The 16,929-nt window shown below is 66.5% G+C and carries 14 protein-coding genes and 1 pseudogene; 8 read left to right on the top strand and 7 right to left on the bottom strand.

The annotated features are described in order from the left end of the window. Positions 1-212: 212 nt before the first annotated feature. Positions 213-2,996, top strand: coding sequence for a winged helix-turn-helix domain-containing protein (locus tag AC5QPF_RS12380; protein ID WP_494963482.1), 2,784 nt, complete (start codon positions 213-215; stop codon positions 2,994-2,996). Here the strand turns inward: AC5QPF_RS12380 and AC5QPF_RS12375 are convergent. From AC5QPF_RS12375 to AC5QPF_RS12355, 5 genes are all read right to left on the bottom strand, one after another. Next, entirely contained in the window at positions 2,984-4,345 is a 1,362-nt protein-coding gene (locus AC5QPF_RS12375; protein WP_494963481.1) for a winged helix-turn-helix domain-containing protein, read from the bottom strand. The two genes, AC5QPF_RS12380 and AC5QPF_RS12375, sit on opposite strands and share 13 nt — an antisense overlap. Positions 4,346-4,580: 235 nt before the next feature. Continuing rightward, positions 4,581-5,381: an IclR family transcriptional regulator domain-containing protein gene (locus AC5QPF_RS12370; RefSeq protein WP_494963480.1), complete on the bottom strand. Its 801-nt coding sequence runs from the start codon at positions 5,379-5,381 to the stop codon at positions 4,581-4,583. A gap of 75 nt (positions 5,382-5,456) precedes the next feature. After that, the gene (locus AC5QPF_RS12365) at positions 5,457-6,797 is read right to left on the bottom strand and encodes an MFS transporter (protein WP_494963479.1); all 1,341 of its coding nucleotides are present in this window, start codon (positions 6,795-6,797) and stop codon (positions 5,457-5,459) included. Positions 6,798-6,864: 67 nt separating this feature from the next. Continuing rightward, a complete protein-coding gene (locus AC5QPF_RS12360) occupies positions 6,865-8,454 on the bottom strand; it encodes an FAD-dependent oxidoreductase (RefSeq protein WP_494963478.1) in 1,590 nt (529 codons plus the stop codon). Positions 8,455-8,637: 183 nt separating this feature from the next. Further along, entirely contained in the window at positions 8,638-10,068 is a 1,431-nt protein-coding gene (locus AC5QPF_RS12355; RefSeq protein ID WP_494963477.1) for an aldehyde dehydrogenase family protein, read from the bottom strand. Between the two features lie 178 nt (positions 10,069-10,246). On the opposite strand from AC5QPF_RS12355, the gene AC5QPF_RS12350 reads away from it, so the two are divergent. Genes AC5QPF_RS12350 through AC5QPF_RS12335 form a run of 4 tightly spaced genes read left to right on the top strand, consistent with a single transcriptional unit; the run spans position 10,247 to position 13,414 of the window. Beyond that, positions 10,247-10,639, top strand: coding sequence for a cupin domain-containing protein (locus AC5QPF_RS12350; protein WP_494963476.1), 393 nt, complete (start codon positions 10,247-10,249; stop codon positions 10,637-10,639). Beyond that, complete coding sequence (locus AC5QPF_RS12345) at positions 10,636-11,394, top strand: aldolase/citrate lyase family protein (protein WP_494963475.1); 759 nt, start codon at positions 10,636-10,638, stop codon at positions 11,392-11,394. The genes AC5QPF_RS12350 and AC5QPF_RS12345 overlap by 4 nt, the downstream gene beginning before the upstream one ends. A 17-nt stretch (positions 11,395-11,411) precedes the next feature. After that, positions 11,412-12,344 (top strand): DUF6282 family protein, encoded by a 933-nt coding sequence (locus tag AC5QPF_RS12340; RefSeq protein WP_458976395.1) that lies wholly within the window; start codon positions 11,412-11,414, stop codon positions 12,342-12,344. Between the two features lie 8 nt (positions 12,345-12,352). Further along, entirely contained in the window at positions 12,353-13,414 is a 1,062-nt protein-coding gene (locus tag AC5QPF_RS12335) for a beta/alpha barrel domain-containing protein (RefSeq protein WP_494963474.1), read from the top strand. 203 nt (positions 13,415-13,617) lie between these two features. On the opposite strand, the pseudogene glnQ reads toward AC5QPF_RS12335, so the two are convergent. Beyond that, positions 13,618-13,746: pseudogene (glnQ, locus tag AC5QPF_RS12330) on the bottom strand (glutamine ABC transporter ATP-binding protein GlnQ); the annotation flags it as partial. A 309-nt stretch (positions 13,747-14,055) separates the two neighbouring features. Here glnQ and AC5QPF_RS12325 point away from each other — a divergent pair. The 3 genes from AC5QPF_RS12325 (at position 14,056) to AC5QPF_RS12315 (ending at position 16,034) form a co-directional block, all read left to right on the top strand. Continuing rightward, positions 14,056-14,157, top strand: coding sequence for a hypothetical protein (locus tag AC5QPF_RS12325; RefSeq protein WP_494963473.1), 102 nt, complete (start codon positions 14,056-14,058; stop codon positions 14,155-14,157). A 49-nt stretch (positions 14,158-14,206) separates the two neighbouring features. Beyond that, the gene (gene folK, locus AC5QPF_RS12320; RefSeq protein WP_494963472.1) at positions 14,207-14,749 is read left to right on the top strand and encodes a 2-amino-4-hydroxy-6-hydroxymethyldihydropteridine diphosphokinase; all 543 of its coding nucleotides are present in this window, start codon (positions 14,207-14,209) and stop codon (positions 14,747-14,749) included. A gap of 121 nt (positions 14,750-14,870) precedes the next feature. Beyond that, positions 14,871-16,034: an MFS transporter gene (locus AC5QPF_RS12315; protein WP_494963471.1), complete on the top strand. Its 1,164-nt coding sequence runs from the start codon at positions 14,871-14,873 to the stop codon at positions 16,032-16,034. Here the strand turns inward: AC5QPF_RS12315 and AC5QPF_RS12310 are convergent. Next, positions 16,031-16,855 carry a LuxR C-terminal-related transcriptional regulator gene (locus AC5QPF_RS12310; RefSeq protein WP_494963470.1) on the bottom strand — a complete coding sequence of 275 codons (825 nt, stop codon included), beginning with the start codon at positions 16,853-16,855 and terminating at the stop codon, positions 16,031-16,033. The genes AC5QPF_RS12315 and AC5QPF_RS12310 overlap by 4 nt on opposite strands. Positions 16,856-16,929: the final 74 nt, after the last annotated feature.

The following is a 16,929-nucleotide window of genomic DNA, read 5'->3' as shown; positions in this document are numbered from 1 at the left end:
GGCGGCGTAATGTCTTTCGACGCGGGCCTTTGTGAGAGCGGGTTCACCCGCCCCCACAAGGGCCCCGCCGCGCCGGGAGGTACAAGCGTAGACGGCACGGATGACGTCCAGGCGTTGCGTTCCCGCACGAACCCGCCCACCATGCGCGAAAACCACAGGCCAGAGCCCTCGCAGGGACTCTGCCGATAGTCGGAACAGGCCAGGAGCCAGATTTGAGTCGCAACCGTGAACCGGCCGTGCAGTTCGGCCCCTACCGGGTCTTCCCCGACCAGCGCCTGATCGTCGAGAACGACCGTCCCCTGCGCCTGGGCCGGCGCGCCATGGACATCCTCCTGGTATTGCTGGAACACCCTGGCGAAGTGGTGGGCAAGCCACAGCTGATGGCCCGGGTCTGGCCCGACACGGTGGTCGAGGAAATCAGCCTGCGGGTGCATATCGCCGCCCTGCGCAAGGCCCTCGGCGATGGCCAGAACGGCCAGCGCTACATCGTCACCGTGGCCCAGCGCGGCTACAGCTTCGTCGCCCCGCTGGTGCAGGCCGGCGAATCCCCGGCGCCCACTCCAGGCGAGGCGCAGCACAACCTGCCGCTGCGCCGCACCCGCCTGATCGGCCGGCAAATGCTGGTCAACCAGTTGCTCGGGCAACTGACCAGCCAGCGCCTGCTGACCCTCGCCGGCCCCGGCGGGATCGGCAAGACCACCGTGGCCCTGCGGGTCGCCGAGCAACTGCTCGGCCACTACCGCGACGGCGTGCGCCTGCTCGACCTCAGCCCGCTGAGCAACCCCTCCACCATCGTCAGCAACCTCGCCGGCGTGCTCGGCCTGACCCTGCCCGACCAGGCCCCCCTTGACGCCCTCTGCACCTGGCTGCGCGAGCGCCACCTGCTGCTGGTGATCGACAACGCCGAGCACCTGGTGGACTCGGTCGCCACCCTGGTCGAACACCTGCTGCGCTGCGCCCCGCAGTTGCAGATCCTGGTCACCAGCCGCGAAAGCCTGCGCGCCGAGGGCGAGTGCCTGCAACGCCTGGATGCCCTGGAATGTCCGCCTGCCGAGGGCGTGGTCGACCCTCGGCAGGCCCTCGGCTACGGCGCGGTGCAACTGTTCGTCGAACGGGCCATGGCCAGCCGGGAAAGCTTCGAACTGGGCACGGACAACCTGGCCACGGTGATCGCCCTCTGCCGTCACCTTGACGGTATTCCCCTGGCCCTGGAACTGGCGGCGGCGCAACTGGACACCCTCGGCCTCGACGCCTTGCTCGACGACCTGCGCCGCCACCTCGCCACGCCGCCCGCCGCAGAACGCCGCCAGCACCTGCTCGGCGCCACCCTCGACTGGAGCTTCCAGTTGCTCGCCGACAGCGAACGCACCTGCCTGCGCCGCCTCAGCGTGTTCCGCGGCGGCTTCACCCTCAACTCGGCGCTGGCCCTGGCCGCCGGCGAACGCCTGGCCCCGGAGGACGTGCTCGACGCGGTCAGCCAACTGGTGAGCAAGTCGCTGCTGAACGTCGATGTCGGCGATGAAGAAGTGTTCTATCGCATGCTCGACACCACCCGTTGCTACGCCCAGGGCAAGCTGCAACAGGCCGGCGAGCTGCCGGATGCGCAGAAGCGCCACGCCGAGCGCCTGCTGGCGGTGATACAGCAGGCCGAACGGGAATGGGCGCTGACCAGCACCGGGCAGTGGCTGGAGCGCTACGCCCGCGGCCTCGACGATCTGCGCGCCGCGCTGGAATGGAGCTTCGCCAGCAGCGATGCCGGTCTGCTCGGCGCGCGCCTGACCGCGGCGTCGGCGCCCCTCTGGCAAGAACTGTCGCTACTCGCAGAACACGGTCGGTATATCCGCAAGGCCCTGCGCCGCCTGGACAGCGAAGCCCATCCCGGCTGGCAACTGCACGTCAACCTCAAGCTGGCCATGGGCACCTTCAGCTACCACGGCCAGGGCGGCACCGCGCAGACCCTGGAGGCCTTCGCCAGCGCCCGCGAACTGGCCGAACGGCATGGCGACCTGCCGGGCCAGTTGCGGGCGATTTCCGGGCATATGGCGGTCAACCTGTACCGCGGCGAATACCCGCAGGCCCTGCAACTGAGCCGTGATTTCGACCGCCACGGACCGGCCGAGGACCCGTTGCTGGCCCTCAGCGCACAACGCCTGAGGGGCTTGGGCCTGCACTTCTGCGGCGACCAGGAAGCGGCCCGCCGCGAAGCCGAGGACGCCCTGCAGCGCATGGCCCACAGTGGCCGTCTCAACCGCTTCACCCACGGCTTCGGCGTGCAGTACGACCAGAGCGTCGCCGCCCTCACCTTGCTGGCGCGCATCCTCTGGCTGCAAGGCTTTCTGGAACAGGCCGCGCGCACCGCAGACCAGGCGCTCGACCTGGCCTTGCAGATCAACCACGGCACCACGGTGTGCTATACCCTGGCCCTGAGCGGCTGCTTGATGCCCTGGTACAACGGCGAACGCGACCTGGCCCGGCAGCGGGTGCTGCTGCTGCGCGACTACGCCGAGCGCCATGCGCTGTGGCTGTTCCAGGACTGGGCCGGGCATTATGCCGCGTCCGTCGACATCGACCCGGCGCCACCGACACCGACCGATGGCCTGCTCGGCGACCTGCTGGCGACACTGGTCCCGGGGCGGGTCGACGACGCCCGACTGGCCCGCGCCCACAACGGCCACGCCGGCTGGGCCAGTGCCGCCCTGCTCTGCTCCCGCGCCACGCAACTGCTGGACAGCCACCGCCAGGACGCCGAAGTGCTGCTGCTCAAGGCCTTGGGCATCGCCCGCAAGCAGCAGGCGCTGGTCTGGGAGCTGCGCAGCGCCTGTGCCCTGGCGCAGTTGTGGCTGGAGGACGGCCGGCCACTGCCGGCGCGGCAACTGCTGGCGCCTGTGTACGCGCGTTTCAGCGAAGGATTCGACACCACCGAGTTGCTGCAGGCCAGGCAACTGCTGGAGCGACTGCCCGCCCGCGAGGCCTCGCGGGACCGTTATGCCGGCTGAGCGCCCTGCTGCACGTACCAGCGGGTGCTGTTGAGCACCCGGTAGGTCAGCGGCGCGTCGTGCGGCGTCAGCAGCGACTTGGCCGCCAGTTGCTCCACCGCCCGCACCGCCCGCAACGGGCCGATGCCCTCGATCGCGACATGGGCCACCGCCTGTTCCAGGCTGAACGCCCGGCTCAGTTGCGCCAGGCGGCGCAGCACCTGTTGTTCGGTGGTGGAAAGCCGCTGGAAGCTCCAGTCCAGCGCCGCACGCAGGGACTGGTGGCGGGCCTGGGCGGTGCGCCGGCCGCGGTTGAGCACCTGCAAGCCTGCATTGAGTTGTGCGCGCAGGCCCAACAGGGCCAGCACGTCGATCTGCGCTGCCGCCAGTTCCAGGGCCAGCGGCAGACCGTCCAGTCGCCGGCAGATTTCCCAGAGCGGCTTGAGGTCCTGCGGGCGGAGGCAGAAATCCGCCTGCCGGGCCTGGGCGCAAGCGACGAAGAGACGCACTGCGGGATAACTCATGAACTGTTCGACACTGTGCCCATCGCCACTGGGTGGCACCGCCAGGGGCAGCAGCGACAGCAGGGTTTCACCGCGAATGCGCAGCGGCTCGCGGCTTACCGCCAGGATCGTCACCCCCGGCGCCAGCGCCAGCAGCGCCTCGGCCAGGCGCCGACTGCCCTGGGGCAAGGCTTCGCAATGGTCCAGCACCAGCAGCAGGCGGCGTTCCAGCAGGTAGCCGGGCAGGCCGCCCAGGGGACAGTCCTCGCACGGGTCGAGGCCCTTTTCGCGCAGCAGCATGGTTACCGCTTCCCGCGGGCATCGTGCCTGGGCGAAATCGATCAGCCAGACGCCATCGCGCCAGCGCTGCACCTGCCCTTCGGCCGCGCCCAGGGCCAGGGCGCTCTTGCCCACGCCCACCGGCCCGCTGAGAGTCACCAGGCGACGCTGCGCTAGTAGTTTGCCGAGGGCGGCGAGTTCATCGTCGCGGCCGATCAGTCGGGTCAGGCGGGTGGGCAGGTTGTGCGAGGCGCCCTGTCCCTCGCGCCGCACCGGGGCGACGAAGCGGTACCCCTGCCCGGGTACGTGGGCGATGAAACCGTCGCCGAGGGCCCGGCGCAGGGCGGAGATATGCACCCGCAGGTTGATTTCCTCGACCACGCTGTCGGGCCAGGTGCGGGCGATCAGGGTCTGCTTGTCGACGACGCTGCCGGGTTGTTCCAGCAGCACCTGGAGAATATCCAGGGCACGCCCGCCGATACGCAGCGGCTCGTCCCCGGCGAGGAGCTGGCGCTGGTTGGCGTGCAGTGCGTAGCGGCCAAAATGCAGCACCGCGTCGTTGTTCGAAATACTGGCCAGCGCCCCCAAAACCTTTCACCTCCTGCGTCGTGAATCCGTGGATTCATCTTGGCAGGCTGGGGTGGCGGGACAATGGCGGCGGGGGGCGTGATACGGCCAAAGGGGTGCAGGAGACGGACACATGGGTGTTGTCTGTCCGGACGCCATCGCGGGCAACGCCCGCTCCCACAGAGTGTTGTGTCAGGCCTCGGTATCGAAGGCGACCGAAAACCTTGTGGGAGCAGGCGTTGCCCGCGATGCGATATCACAGGCGCTGGTAGGTCCCCGCATGCAACCGCTCGCTGATCTCCGCCGCCGCCGACTGCAGTTCCCTCAGCATCGCCGCCGGCGGTGGCGACGGGATCGCCGCGCTCGACCCGACAATGCCAATGGTCCCGACGATCTGGTCGTTTTCGCGGAAAATCGGGCAGCACAAGGCATTGATCCCCAGCGTCACCTCGCCATCCGCATCGTCATACAGCCGCTCACGAATCAGCTCCAGCCGCTGCGCCAATGCCTCCGGCTCATGCAAGGTACGCTCGGTCAGTTGCGGCATCTTGCGCCGCATCACCCGCTGCTGGCTCGCCGCATCGGCAAACGCCAGCACGGTACGGCCCTGAGCCGAGCAATACGGCAATACACGGTTGCCCGGTTTCACCGAAATGCAAACATTGGCCTTGGATTCGACACAGGACACCACCAGCGCCGTGTCATGGGTTGCCACGGCGAGCAAGGCCGTCTGCCCCGTGGCATCGCGGATGCGGGTGAGATAGGGGTCGGCGATGGCACGCAGGTCGAACTGCTCGCCGGCCGCCTCGCCATAGGCCACCAGTCGCGCGCCAAGCATGTACTTCTCGGTGGCCGGGTCCTGTTCGAGGATGCCCAACTGGCGCATGGATGCGAGGTGGCGATAGGTGCGTGGCTTGGCCGTCTGCAGCAGTTGCGCCAGCTCGGTGACGCCCAGCGGACGCCGGGCGGCGGTGAGTTCATCGAGCAGGCGGAAGACCATTTCCACCGACTCCAGCAGCGCCGGACCGCTGCTGGGCTTTTCTTCTTGCTGGTCCAATCGGTCACCTCGATCCGTGATGGGGAAAGTGACCGATTGTATCGCTCGGCGAAACACTTGTGTTGGTGCGCAACACTAAATCGTCGAAGGTTGTCCTAATGGACGCTGCTGCCTGCTGCTCGGTGGCTTCACGGCGGACATCGCCAGCGCACCCAGCACGGTCATCACCGCCAGCACGTACAGGCCATATTCCAGGTGCCCGCTGCTCTGCTTGATCCAGCCCATCATGAACGGACTGGCATAGCCACCCAGGTTGCCGATGGTGGCGATCAGGGCAATGCCCGCCGCCGCCGCAGTGCCGGTCAGCAGCACGCCCGGCAAGGCCCAGAGCACACAGAAACCGGCCAGCCCGCCGGACATGGCCAGGCTCAAGCCGGCCAGGGACAGCACTGGCTGGTCATGGAAGAACGCCGCCATGGCCAAGCCCGCCGCCGAGGCCAGGTTGCACAGCGTGCCATGCCAGCGTCGCTCGCGGGTGCGGTCGGAATGGCGGCTGACCAGAATCATCACCACCGAGGCCACGGCGAACGGGATGGCGGCGATGAAACCGGTCTGGGTCAGGCTCTCGATACCCAGGTTGCGGACGATCTGCGGCAACCAGAACGACACGCCGTAGGTGCCGCACAGCAGTGCGAAGTTCACGTAGATCAGGCGCCACAGGTCCTTGTTGACGAAGGCCGCGCGGAAGTTGTGGCCGGCCCCGGCCTGCTCCTGGGCGCTGCGCTGTTCGGCGAGCTGGCGCACCACCCGCGCGTTCTGCTCGGCGCTCAGCCAGTGCACCTTGCCCGGACGGTCGTCGAGGTAGAAGAACACCACGACGCCGAGGATCACCGCCGGCATGCCTTCCAGCAGGAACAGCCACTGCCAGCCGGCCATGCCGCCCACGCCGGCGAAGGTCTGCATGATCCAGCCCGACAGCGGGCTGCCGATCACACCCGCCATGGCGATGCCGAGGTTGAACCAGGCCATGCCCTGGGAACGGGCATAAGAAGGGAACCAGTAGGTCATGTACAGCACCACGCCGGGGTAGAAACCGGCCTCGGCCATGCCCAGCAAAAAGCGCAGCACATAGAACTGGTTGGGGGTCTGCACGAACAGCATCGATACCGACAGCAGCCCCCACATCACCATGATCCGGGTGATCCAGAAGCGTGCACCGACCTTCTGCAGCATCATGTTGCTGGGGATCTCGCACAGGCAGTAGCCGATGAAGAACACCCCGGCGCCGAAGCCGAAGGCCAGGTCGCTCAGGCCGATGTCGGCGGCCATCTGCAGCTTGGCGAAGCCGACATTGACCCGGTCGAGGAAGGCGATGATGTAGAGCACGAAAAGAAACGGCAGCAGCCGCCAGGCAATGCGGTTGTACAGGACGCTGTCATGCTCGTTGTCGAAGGTGTTGCGGGCTATGAGGTTCATCGCGGCACTCTTGTAATTGTTGTATCGGCGAAGTAATGAGTCCGCATCCTTGCGGGAAGACCTCCGGTCAGGCTTGGGCGGCGAGGATGAAGTCCGCGCAGCGCTCGCCGATCATGATGCTCGGCGCATTGGTGTTGCCGCTGACGATGGACGGCATGATCGAGGCATCGGCCACGCGCAGGCCCTTGACGCCATGCACCCGCAGGTCCGGTGCCACCACCGCCCCTGGGTCCTGGCCCATGCGGCAGGTGCCGGCGGGGTGGAACACGGTCTTGGCGACCTTGCGCACGTAGTCCTCGAACACTTCGTCCGGCACGTCGTCCTCGTCCGGCAGCATCAGCATCCCCTCCACCACCTCGGCCAGGGCCGGGGCACGGAGGATGCGGCGGGCCATCTTCACCCCGGCGACCATGGTTTTCATGTCCTCCGGATCGCTCAGGTAATTGGCGTTCAGCGCCACCTCGTCCAGCGGGTTGGCGCTTTTCAGGCGCAGGCGGCCCCGAGAGCGCGGGCGCAGGGCGCAGGGGTTGACGGACAGGCCATGGCCTTCCGGCGGCAGCCGGTCGATATCCCCCACCAGCGCCGGCACCACATGGAACTGCACGTCCGGGCGGCCGCAGCCGGTGGCATCGACGAAGGCGCCGCTTTCCACCACGTTGGAACTGAGCAGGCCCTTGCGCGAGGCCAGGTACTTGAGCCCGTGACCGAGGGCACGCAGGCCGCGGTCATGGCCGAGCAGACTATCCGGCTTGCGCGTGCGGGCATAGACCGAGGCGCTCAAGTGGTCCTGGAAATTCTCGCCGACACCGGGCAGGTCGACACGCGGGGTGATGCCCATGTCCTGCAGGTGCTCGCGCGGACCGATGCCGGAGAGCATCAGCAGCTTCGGCGAGGCGATGGCCCCGGCGCTGACGATCACCTCGGCGCGGGCGCGGAAGGTCACCGGCTGGCCATGGCTGTCGCTGGCCTTGACCCCCACCACGCGGTCACCGTCGAACAGCAGGCTGGTGGCCAGGGTCTCGGTCAGCACCGTGAGCCGTGGATCGCCGCGCAGCGGCTTGAGGTAGGACACCGCCGAACTGGCGCGACGGCCTTCGCTGGTGGTGGTCTGATAGAAGCCGGCGCCTTCCTGGCGGGCGCCGTTGAAGTCGTCGTTGGCCGGCACCCCGGCCTGCACCGCAGCACTGACGAAGGCTTCGCTGAGCGGGTGGCGGTGGCGCGGATCGCTGACCTTGAGCGGGCCGTCCTGGCCGTGCAGTTGTCCACCGAGGCGCGCATTGCCCTCGCAGCGGCGAAATACCGGGAGCACATCGTCCCAGCCCCAGCCGGGGCAGCCGCTGGCTTTCCATTCCTCGTAGTCCTCGGCCTGGCCGCGGATGTAGATCATCGCGTTGACCGCGCTGCCGCCGCCCAGGGTACGGCCTTGGGGAATGAAGACCTGGCGCTGGTTGACGAAGGGTTCCGGCTCGGTGCGGTACATCCAGGTGCGCTTGGTGCCGTGGACGCGGATGAAGGTGCCGGGGATATGGATGTACGGATGGTTGTCCGCGGGCCCTGCTTCCAGCAACAGGACCTGGCGCCCGGCCCGGGCCAGGCGAGCGCCTAGGGCACAGCCGGCGGAACCGGCGCCGATGACGATGTAGTCGAAGGTTTGCATTGTTCTTATTCTCTACGCGGTCCCCTGTAGGAGCGGATTTATCCGCGATTGGGCGCAAAGCGGCCATAAAACCTGTATCCCGGATATGCCAGACAAACTCGGGACTCAGGTTTTACGACGGCTGCGCCGCCGATCGCGGATAAATCCGCTCCTACACCGACAGCGTTAAACCGATGATTGAAGTCAGCCCACCTGGCTGACGAACTTGGTGGTGAAGTAGGCCTCGAGCCCTTCGCTGCCACCCTCGCTGCCATAGCCGCTGTCCTTCACCCCGCCAAACGGCGTTTCCGGTGCGGCCAGGCCGAAGTGGTTGATCGACACCATCCCCGACTCCAGCTCGTCGGCCAGCAAGGTGGCGCGCTGGATCGAGCGGGTGAAGGCGAACGCAGCCAGGCCGAAGGGCAGGCTGTTGGCCTTGTCGATCACCTCCTCGACGCTGGAGAAACGCACGATGGAGGCGATCGGGCCGAACGGCTCCTCGCTCATCACCCGGGCATTTTCCGGGACATCGGTCAGCACCGTGGCCGGATAGTAGAAACCACCACCCTCCCCGCGCTGGCCACCGAGAGCCAGTTGCGCGCCCACGGCCAGGGCGTCGTCGACATATTCCTGGATCGCCGCCATCCGCCGTGGATTGGCCAGCGGGCCGAGCTGGCTGGACGGGTCCTGGCCATCGCCCATCTTGATCGCCGCCCCCGCCCGGCAGAACGCCGCGACAAACTGGTCGTAGACACCGTCCTGCACATAGAAGCGGGTCGGCGAGGCACAGATCTGCCCGCCATTGCGGAACTTCAAGCCCGCGCCCAGCGCCGCCACGGCCTCGACATCCACGTCATCGCAGACGATGAACGGCGCATGCCCGCCCAGTTCCAGGGTGCAGCGCTTGAGGTACTGCCCGGCCAGCGCACCCAGGCTGCGACCCACCGGCACGGAACCGGTGAAGGACACCTTGCGGATCACCTCGGAACGGATCAGGTAGTCGGACACCTCGGCCGGCACGCCGAACACCAGGTTGAGCACGCCCGGCGGCACACCGGCGTCCTGGAAGGCGCGGCACAGCTCGATGCACGAGGACGGGGTTTCCTCCGGGCCCTTGGCGATGATCGAGCAACCAGCGGCCAAAGCCCCGGCGATCTTGCGCACCAGCTGGCTGACCGGGAAGTTCCACGGGCTGAACGCCGCCACCGGGCCAATCGGCTCGCGCAGCACGGTCTGGCGTACGCCACGGGCACGGGGCGGGATCACCCGGCCGTAGGCGCGGCGGCCCTCCTCGGCGTACCAGTCGATATGGTCGCCGGCACCGAAGGCTTCCATCTTCGCCTCGGCCAGCGGCTTGCCCTGCTCCAGGGTGATCAGCGCGGCGATTTCGTCGGAACGCTCGCGGACCAGGTCGGCGGCCCGGCGCAGCACCTTCGAACGTTCATAGGCAGACACCTTGCGCCAGGCCTGGAAGCCACGCTGGGCGGCGTCCAGCGCGCGGTCCAGGTCCGCCCTGGAGGCCAGGCCCAGGCGGGCGATCAGTTCGCCCGTGGCCGGGTTGAACACGTCCGCCTGGCGCTCATGGCCGCCCGCGGACCATTGGCCGTCGATGAGAAGGGATTCGATTACGCGCATTGATCAGCTCCTATTTCTTACATCGAAATATTGTTTTGATGTGTGACACATCCTATGAGCGCATTCCGGCACCTGTCAAGGCATGAAAAAGGCACTTGACCGCTGCCGCCGGCGAGGATTAGCTTTATCCCACAGCGAAACAATATTCCTACAAAAGAAACAAAACGGAGTGATACCGATGAGCCTCGCCCAAGCCCTGCTGCATAACTGGAACGATCTGCCCCGCGAAGTCGTGCGCAAGGGCGTCGAGCGCGTCGCCTTCCGCGGCGACGACACCCTGTGCGTGATGAACTGGCTGAGCCCGGGCATGGATGTCTTCCCCCACAGCCACACCTTCGAGCAGCTGGTGATCATCGTGCAGGGCCGGGTGCGCTTCCACCTGGGCGACGAGGTGGTCGAGGGCGGGCCGGGCAGCATGATCCGCATCCCGCCTCATGTGGTTCACTACGCCGAGCCGCTGGGTGACGAAGTGGTGATGAACCTCGATGTGTTCTCGCCGATCCGCGACGACTACCGCCACCTGATCGAATACCAGGCCGCCGAGTTCGCCGACGCGGACGTCTCGGCATGAGCACCTTCACCCAACGGCTGCGCGCCGGGGACACCCTGCTCAGCAGCTTCATCAAGACCCCGGCCCATGCCGTGGTGGAGATCGCCGGGGATGTCGGCCTGGATGCGGTGGTGCTGGATGCCGAGCACGCACCCTTCACCCCGGCCAGCCTCGACACCGCCCTGCTCGCCTGCCGCGCCAGCGGCCTGGGCGGGCTGGTGCGGGTGGCCGACCAGCGTCCTGCGACCCTGCTGCAAGCCCTTGACCTCGGCGCCGACGGCCTGGTCCTGCCGCATATCATCCACCCCGACCAGGCCCGTGAACTGCTGCGGGCCACCCGCTACCGCGACGGCTGCCGCGGCTTCTCCAACTCGCCACGGGCCGGCGGCTACGGCCGCGCCAACCTGGCCGAGCACATGGCGGCCGAGGACGGTCGCCACGCCATCGTCGCGCAGATCGAGGACGCCGAAGCCCTCGACCACCTGGCCGCCATCGCCGCCGTCGAGCAGATCGACTGCCTGCTGGTGGGCCGCGCCGACCTCAGCGTCTCCCTAGGTGCCAGCCGCCTCGACGACCCGCGGGTGGAAGACGCCACCCTGCGCGCCATCGACGCCGCCCGCGAAGCCGGCAAGGCCGCCGGACTTTTTGTCGCCAACCTCGACGATCTCGACCGCTTCGCCGCCCGCGGCGTGAGCTTCTTCATTCTCGGTTCCGACCAGGCGCTGCTGCGCACCGGCTGGAGCCAGCAGGTCAAGCACCTGCACCGCCCCCAATAACAAGAGAGGTAACCCCAATGAACGCCATCCTCACCCCCGCCGCCAACGAAGAACGCCAGGCCCGCATCGACAGCCTGCTGCGCGGCGCCATCGACCTGCACTGCCACAGCGGCCCCTCGGTGATGCCGCGCTACTGCGACCATGTCGAAGCCATGCGCGAAGCCTCGGAAGCCGGGCTCAAGGCCGTGCTGCTCAAGGACCACTACTACAGCTGCACGCCAGTTACCGAGCTGCTCAACAAGCACTTCAGCGAGCTGAACGTGCACATGCTTTCGGGCGTGCCGCTGAACAACTCGGTGGGCGGCCTCAACGTCCACGCCGTGGAGCACGGCCTGAACCTCGGTGCCAAGCTGGTGTGGATGCCGACCTTCTCCTCGGCCAACCATATCGCCCACCACCACCAGGACGTGAAGTTCGTCGAGAAATTCCCGCAGACCACCCAGCGCATGCTGCAACCCATCCCGCTGACCGTGCTGGACGATGACGGCAAGCTCAAGGAAGAGGTCAAGGCCATCCTCGACCTGATCGCTGCCCAGGACGTGGTGCTTTCCGCCGGCCACCTGAACATCCGCGAGATCTGGCCGCTGTTCGAGGAAGCACGCAAGCGCGGGGTCAAGCGCCTGTTGGTCAACCACCCGACCTACGTGGTCGACGCCACCCTGGACGACATGCGGCAGTTGGCCAAGGAAGGCGTGTTCATGGAGCACTCGATGTGCATGTGGGTGCCGGGTTCCAAGTTCAAGTTCTATGACGACGTGTTCCTGCGCCAGGTGATCGAGGCCGGCACCATCGACCTCACCATCCTCGGTTCCGACCTTGGCCAGCAGGGCAACCCGAGCATCGCCGACGGTTTCCGCAATGTCATTGGCCAACTGATCGACCTCGACTACAGCGACGCCGACATCCGCAAGATGGTCTCCGGCAACGCCGCCCGGCTGATGAACCTGTGAGCGCCGCCATGACCCGACTGAGTACCTGCATCGGCCAGCTCGTGCTGAAGAACCCGGTGATCTGCGGCGCCGGCGAACAGACCATGACCGCCGAGGCGATCCGCACTGCGCTGCACACTGGCGCGGGCGCGGTGATCGCCAAGTCCACCAACGAGTCGCAAGCGGCCAAGGAGCAACTGGACAAGACCGACTACGTGCTGCTGGACAGCCAGTGGCAGCGCCTGCCCTGGAACTTCGCGCCGCCGGCGGATGCCAGCCTGTTCGGCCGCTCGGGGCTGGTGCAGCGCGACTTCGACGAGTGGATCGAGGAACTCGCCGGCCTCGACCGCGAGGCCCGGGTGCTGGATGCCTACGTGGTGCCGAGCCTGATCCTCAGCGATCTGGAGCAATGCGCCGAGTATGCCCGACGCATCGAACAAGCCGGGTTGCGGGTGCTGGAGCTGAATATCGGCGCACCCCATGGCGAGGAAGCAGCCAAGGGCGCCATCGTGCTGGAACGTGGCGCCGAGCGCATCGAGACCATCGTCCGGCGCATCCGTGAAGCGACCACCCTGCCCTTGTGGATCAAGCTCACCGGGCAGAGCGAGGACGTGGTCGGGCTGGCCAAGGCGGCGCGCCGGGGCGGTGCCGACAGCGTGGTGATGATGGGGCGGTTCATGGGCTTTTTGCCGGATCTGGAGACAGGCCAGCCGTTGCTGGGAACCAGTGCGGCGATCGGTGGGTCCTGGGCCCTGCCGCTGACTGCGCGCTGGTTGATGCTGACGCGCAAGGCCATGGGCGATGACTATCCGCTGATCGCGACCAACGGTGCGCGCAGCGGGCTGGATGTGGCGCGGTTCCTGTTGGCCGGAGCCTGTGCCACGGAGATGACCTCGGCGGTGTTTACCGGGGGGTATGGGGTGTTGAGCAAGGCTATCGAGGAGCTGGAGGCTTATGTCGCCGGTCGTGATAGCAGTGTGCAAGCCTTGCTTGGCAGTGCTGCCGACCAGGTGCAGACCTATCAACAACAGGAAAGTCGCCCCGGCTGGTGGCAGGAGTTCGCCCCAAAGTCGACGGGGTTTCCCGGGTGAAAAGATTGTGCCGGGAGATCACTGAGAGTTGGCGGATGTTGGCGCCCTGAAGATCCGAGGTGCGGCTGATGGTCTCATCGCTGGCAAGCCAGCTCCCACAGGGACTGCACCGTTCTTGAAGGCAGTGGAGAACCTGTGGGAGCTGGCTTGCCAGCGATTGGCCAGTCCTGGCTACATCAATGCAGGATCTGACTGAGAAACGCCCGATCCGCCACCGTCCGCGCAAATCCCATCTCATGGGTCACGCACAACATGGTCATGCCGTCCTCCGCCAGCCCCACCATGGTATCCAGCACCTCCTTGACCATCTCCGGGTCCAGCGCCGAGGTCGGCTACCACAGGACCGCACCACTCTCGAAGGCAGTGGAGAACCTGTGGGAGCTGGCTTGCCAGCGATTGGCCAGTCCTGGCTACCTCAATGCAGGATCTGACTGAGAAACGCCCGCGTCCGCGGATTGTGCGCCTGGTCGGGAATCCGCACCTGCTCCAGGTAATCACGCCTACGTGCATGGCCGGGTGTTCCTCAACGACAACAAGACGATCGTGTTCCCGCCCTCGCCGGACTCGTACTCGTCCGAGACCATCGGCTAGATACCCACGTCACCGATCTGGCGTTCCGGGTGGTCAAGGAGTACTTGAACGTGTCGCTTTCAGAAGCGCTGAAAAAGTTCACCGGCGGTACCGTGGTGGCCTCGCTCGTCGCGTTGCTGGCGACGCTGCTGCTGAACTACACCCTGGGCTGAGTCCCGGGCATCGCGCCACGGACGGCGCCCTTTTGCGAGCCATATGGCCATGACAGACCACCGCGTATTCCTTGGCGTGGGCAGCAATGTCCAGCGGGAGAGCCATATCGATATCGCCTTGAACATGCTCGGGGAGCACCTGCGGGACATGCGTTGCTCGCCGGTGTACGAGAGCGAATCGCTGGACGGGGAGCATCCGCCGTTCTTCAACCTGGTGGTGTCGGCCAGCACCCGGCTGTCGGCCCGCGAGCTGATTGCCTGGATCAAGGAAATCGAGGAACTGCACGGGCGGCGGCGTGGGGCGCAGAGCCTGATCGCGCTGGATATCGACCTGTTGCTGTTCGATGATTTCGCCGGCTTGGTGGATGGAGTGCGGGTGCCGCGGGGGGAGATTCTGACGCGGGCATTCGTGTTGTATCCGTTGCAGTTGCTGGCGCCGCAGTTGAGGCATCCGGAGTTCGGGTTGAGCATGGCGGAGTTGTGGACGCAGTTGAAACCGGGGCCTGCGTTGGCGCCGGTCAGGTTTCCGTTTGGCTTCGAGGGACTTATCCCGGGCAAGCCTCCAACGGAACAACATATGTCCCTGAATTAACCGGGCCCCTGTGGGAGAGACGACAGATCCATTTCTGCCCCACTCAACTCCGGCATTCCCATGACTTTCCCTTTCCAGCCCCATGCTAGAAAGGCACCTTCCCCCGCACCGGAAGGTAGAAATGTCCGCCGCATCGCGCTTCACCCTGTTCTGCATCGCCTGCTTCCTGCTGTCCATCTCCTACGGCGCCACCTTCCTCCTCTCGCTGCTGGTCCATTCCTTCGGCGGCAGTGAGCGGGACGCGGGCCAGGTGTTTGCCGTGGCCATGGTCAGCACCCTGCTGGCAGTGCTCGGCTCCGGCCACCTGATGCAGCGCATCGGCGCCGCCCGCAGCGTCGCCGTGGCCGCGCTGTGCCTGGTGGCGGCCTCACTGGGCTTCGCCACGGTCCCCGGCCTCGGCACGCCGCTGCTGGCCTGCGGCGTGTTGCTGGGGATCGGCTGGGGCATCTTCTACACCGTCGGCCCGATCATGGTCGCGGCCATGGTCGAACCCACTCGCCGTACCCACTGCTTCGCCCTGCTTTCCGGCAGCATGCTCACCGGCATCGGCAGCGGTCCGCTGCTCGGCAAGCTGGCCGCGCTGGCAGGCCTGCCGGTGCAGGTGGCGTTCTTCTGCGCGGCACTGGCGGCGGCGCTCAGCGGTGCCTATTTCTGGCGCCTGGGCAGCGGCCAGCAAGCACGTCCCTCCGACCCGGTGCATATCAGCCTCGCCGCCACCGCCCGGGTACTTCGCTCGCGCTCGGCGTTTTCCATCCTGCTGGTGGGCCTGGGCGGTGCGATCTTCGGTGGCCTGGGCAGTTTCCAGACCAGCTACGCCGCCAGCCTCGGGCTGGATTACTCGCTGTTCTTCATCGGCTTCATGGGTGCGGCGATCTGTTGCCGGCTGCTGGTGGCGGGATGGGTGGTGAAGCGCAATCCGTTCGCCAGTTCCTGGGTACTGACCACCCTGATGCTGGTGGCGGTGCTCGGCTTCGGGCAGTGGGTACAGGGCAGTGTCGGCTATGTGCTGACGGCGGCGCTGCTCGGCGTCGGGTATGGACTCAACTACTCGGTGATCAATGGCCTGGCAGCCAACGAGGCACACGAGCGGCTGACGGCGCAGGCCTTGCTGCTGTTCAGCCTGGCGTACTTCATCGGTGTGTTCGGGTTTCCCTTCGTCGCCGGGAAGCTGATCGGACAGGCCGGGGTGCAGGGAATGCTGGTGGGGGTCTGGGTGATTGCCGGGGTGGTATGGCTGGTCAGCGGCGGTCGCTGGCTGGCCTGGCGTCTTGGCGACAAGCGCTAAGCATCTACACCAGGCCCCGGGACACGATCCCCCGCCTGGGCGATATAGCTGATGAAGAGGCGGAACAGTTCCGCATGGCTGGAAATCTCCAGGCGCTGGTAGAGGTTGTGCTTGTGCACCTTCACCGTCCCTTCGGAGATGCCCAGCTGACGCGCGATGGAAGCGTTGCTATGGCCTTGCAGGAGCAACTTGGCGATAAAGCGCTGGGCCTCGGTGAGCTGGCCAAGGACGCCGACGAAAGCGCTCTCCAGCTTGCTGTCCACATCCGTGGCTTCCACCTGATACGGCAACTGCCGCCCATGCTGCTCCAGCGCCGCCCGGACCAGCGGCGTGAGCTGCTGCAGACAGTCAATCTCGGACTCGGTAAAAGCACCGTGCTCCTGCGCCTTCATCAAGGTGAACACCAGCGCGGCACGCGCCTGCAGATGGACGATATAGCCGATCTCGTCGATCTCGCTGCCATGGGTGGAAGAGACGCAGGGATGAAGGTCAGGCGAGATGGCGAAACCGGAAGAAAAGAAGCTGTCCGGTGCCAGGTCGGTCATCCTCCACAGCCCACCCGGATGACGGTTCATGCTGGCGACATAAAACGGATCGAGCAGGTAGCCGCCGCGGCTGTAGCCATCCAGGGTCCGTGCGGAAACGAGTCCGCCGTAGCCGTTGTGAAGCAGCTCGGCGGGTTGGTCGAAGCGAAAGAGATAAAGGCAGCTCATGTCGAAGCTGACCCTGCCATCGAGCAGTGCACAGAGGCACCGCCCCATGTTCGAGCTACCGATGGCAGTGATCAGTCTTGCCGCGACGCCGACGTCTTGGCTGTCCATCGAAATCCTCCTGTGCCAGGGCCCCTGGAAGGATAGCGCTCCCTCGCTACCGGCTGCCAGTGGTCCCCCGTCCG

Source organism: Pseudomonas sp. Con_6, assembly GCF_059379395.1.
This window is presented reverse-complemented; position numbering and strand designations above follow the sequence as displayed.

What these genes read in the sequence shown, in the direction of transcription:
- AC5QPF_RS12350 (WP_494963476.1), top strand. Translation starts at nt 10,247, where the DNA reads ATGAGCCTCGCCCAAGCCCTGCTGCATAACTGGAACGATCTGCCCCGC.
- AC5QPF_RS12340 (WP_458976395.1), top strand. Translation starts at nt 11,412, where the DNA reads ATGAACGCCATCCTCACCCCCGCCGCCAACGAAGAACGCCAGGCCCGC.
- AC5QPF_RS12345 (WP_494963475.1), top strand. Translation starts at nt 10,636, where the DNA reads ATGAGCACCTTCACCCAACGGCTGCGCGCCGGGGACACCCTGCTCAGC.
- AC5QPF_RS12365 (WP_494963479.1), bottom strand. Translation starts at nt 6,797, where the DNA reads ATGAACCTCATAGCCCGCAACACCTTCGACAACGAGCATGACAGCGTC.
- AC5QPF_RS12335 (WP_494963474.1), top strand. Translation starts at nt 12,353, where the DNA reads ATGACCCGACTGAGTACCTGCATCGGCCAGCTCGTGCTGAAGAACCCG.
- AC5QPF_RS12360 (WP_494963478.1), bottom strand. Translation starts at nt 8,454, where the DNA reads ATGCAAACCTTCGACTACATCGTCATCGGCGCCGGTTCCGCCGGCTGT.
- AC5QPF_RS12315 (WP_494963471.1), top strand. Translation starts at nt 14,871, where the DNA reads ATGTCCGCCGCATCGCGCTTCACCCTGTTCTGCATCGCCTGCTTCCTG.
- folK (WP_494963472.1), top strand. Translation starts at nt 14,207, where the DNA reads ATGACAGACCACCGCGTATTCCTTGGCGTGGGCAGCAATGTCCAGCGG.
- AC5QPF_RS12355 (WP_494963477.1), bottom strand. Translation starts at nt 10,068, where the DNA reads ATGCGCGTAATCGAATCCCTTCTCATCGACGGCCAATGGTCCGCGGGC.
- AC5QPF_RS12310 (WP_494963470.1), bottom strand. Translation starts at nt 16,855, where the DNA reads ATGGACAGCCAAGACGTCGGCGTCGCGGCAAGACTGATCACTGCCATC.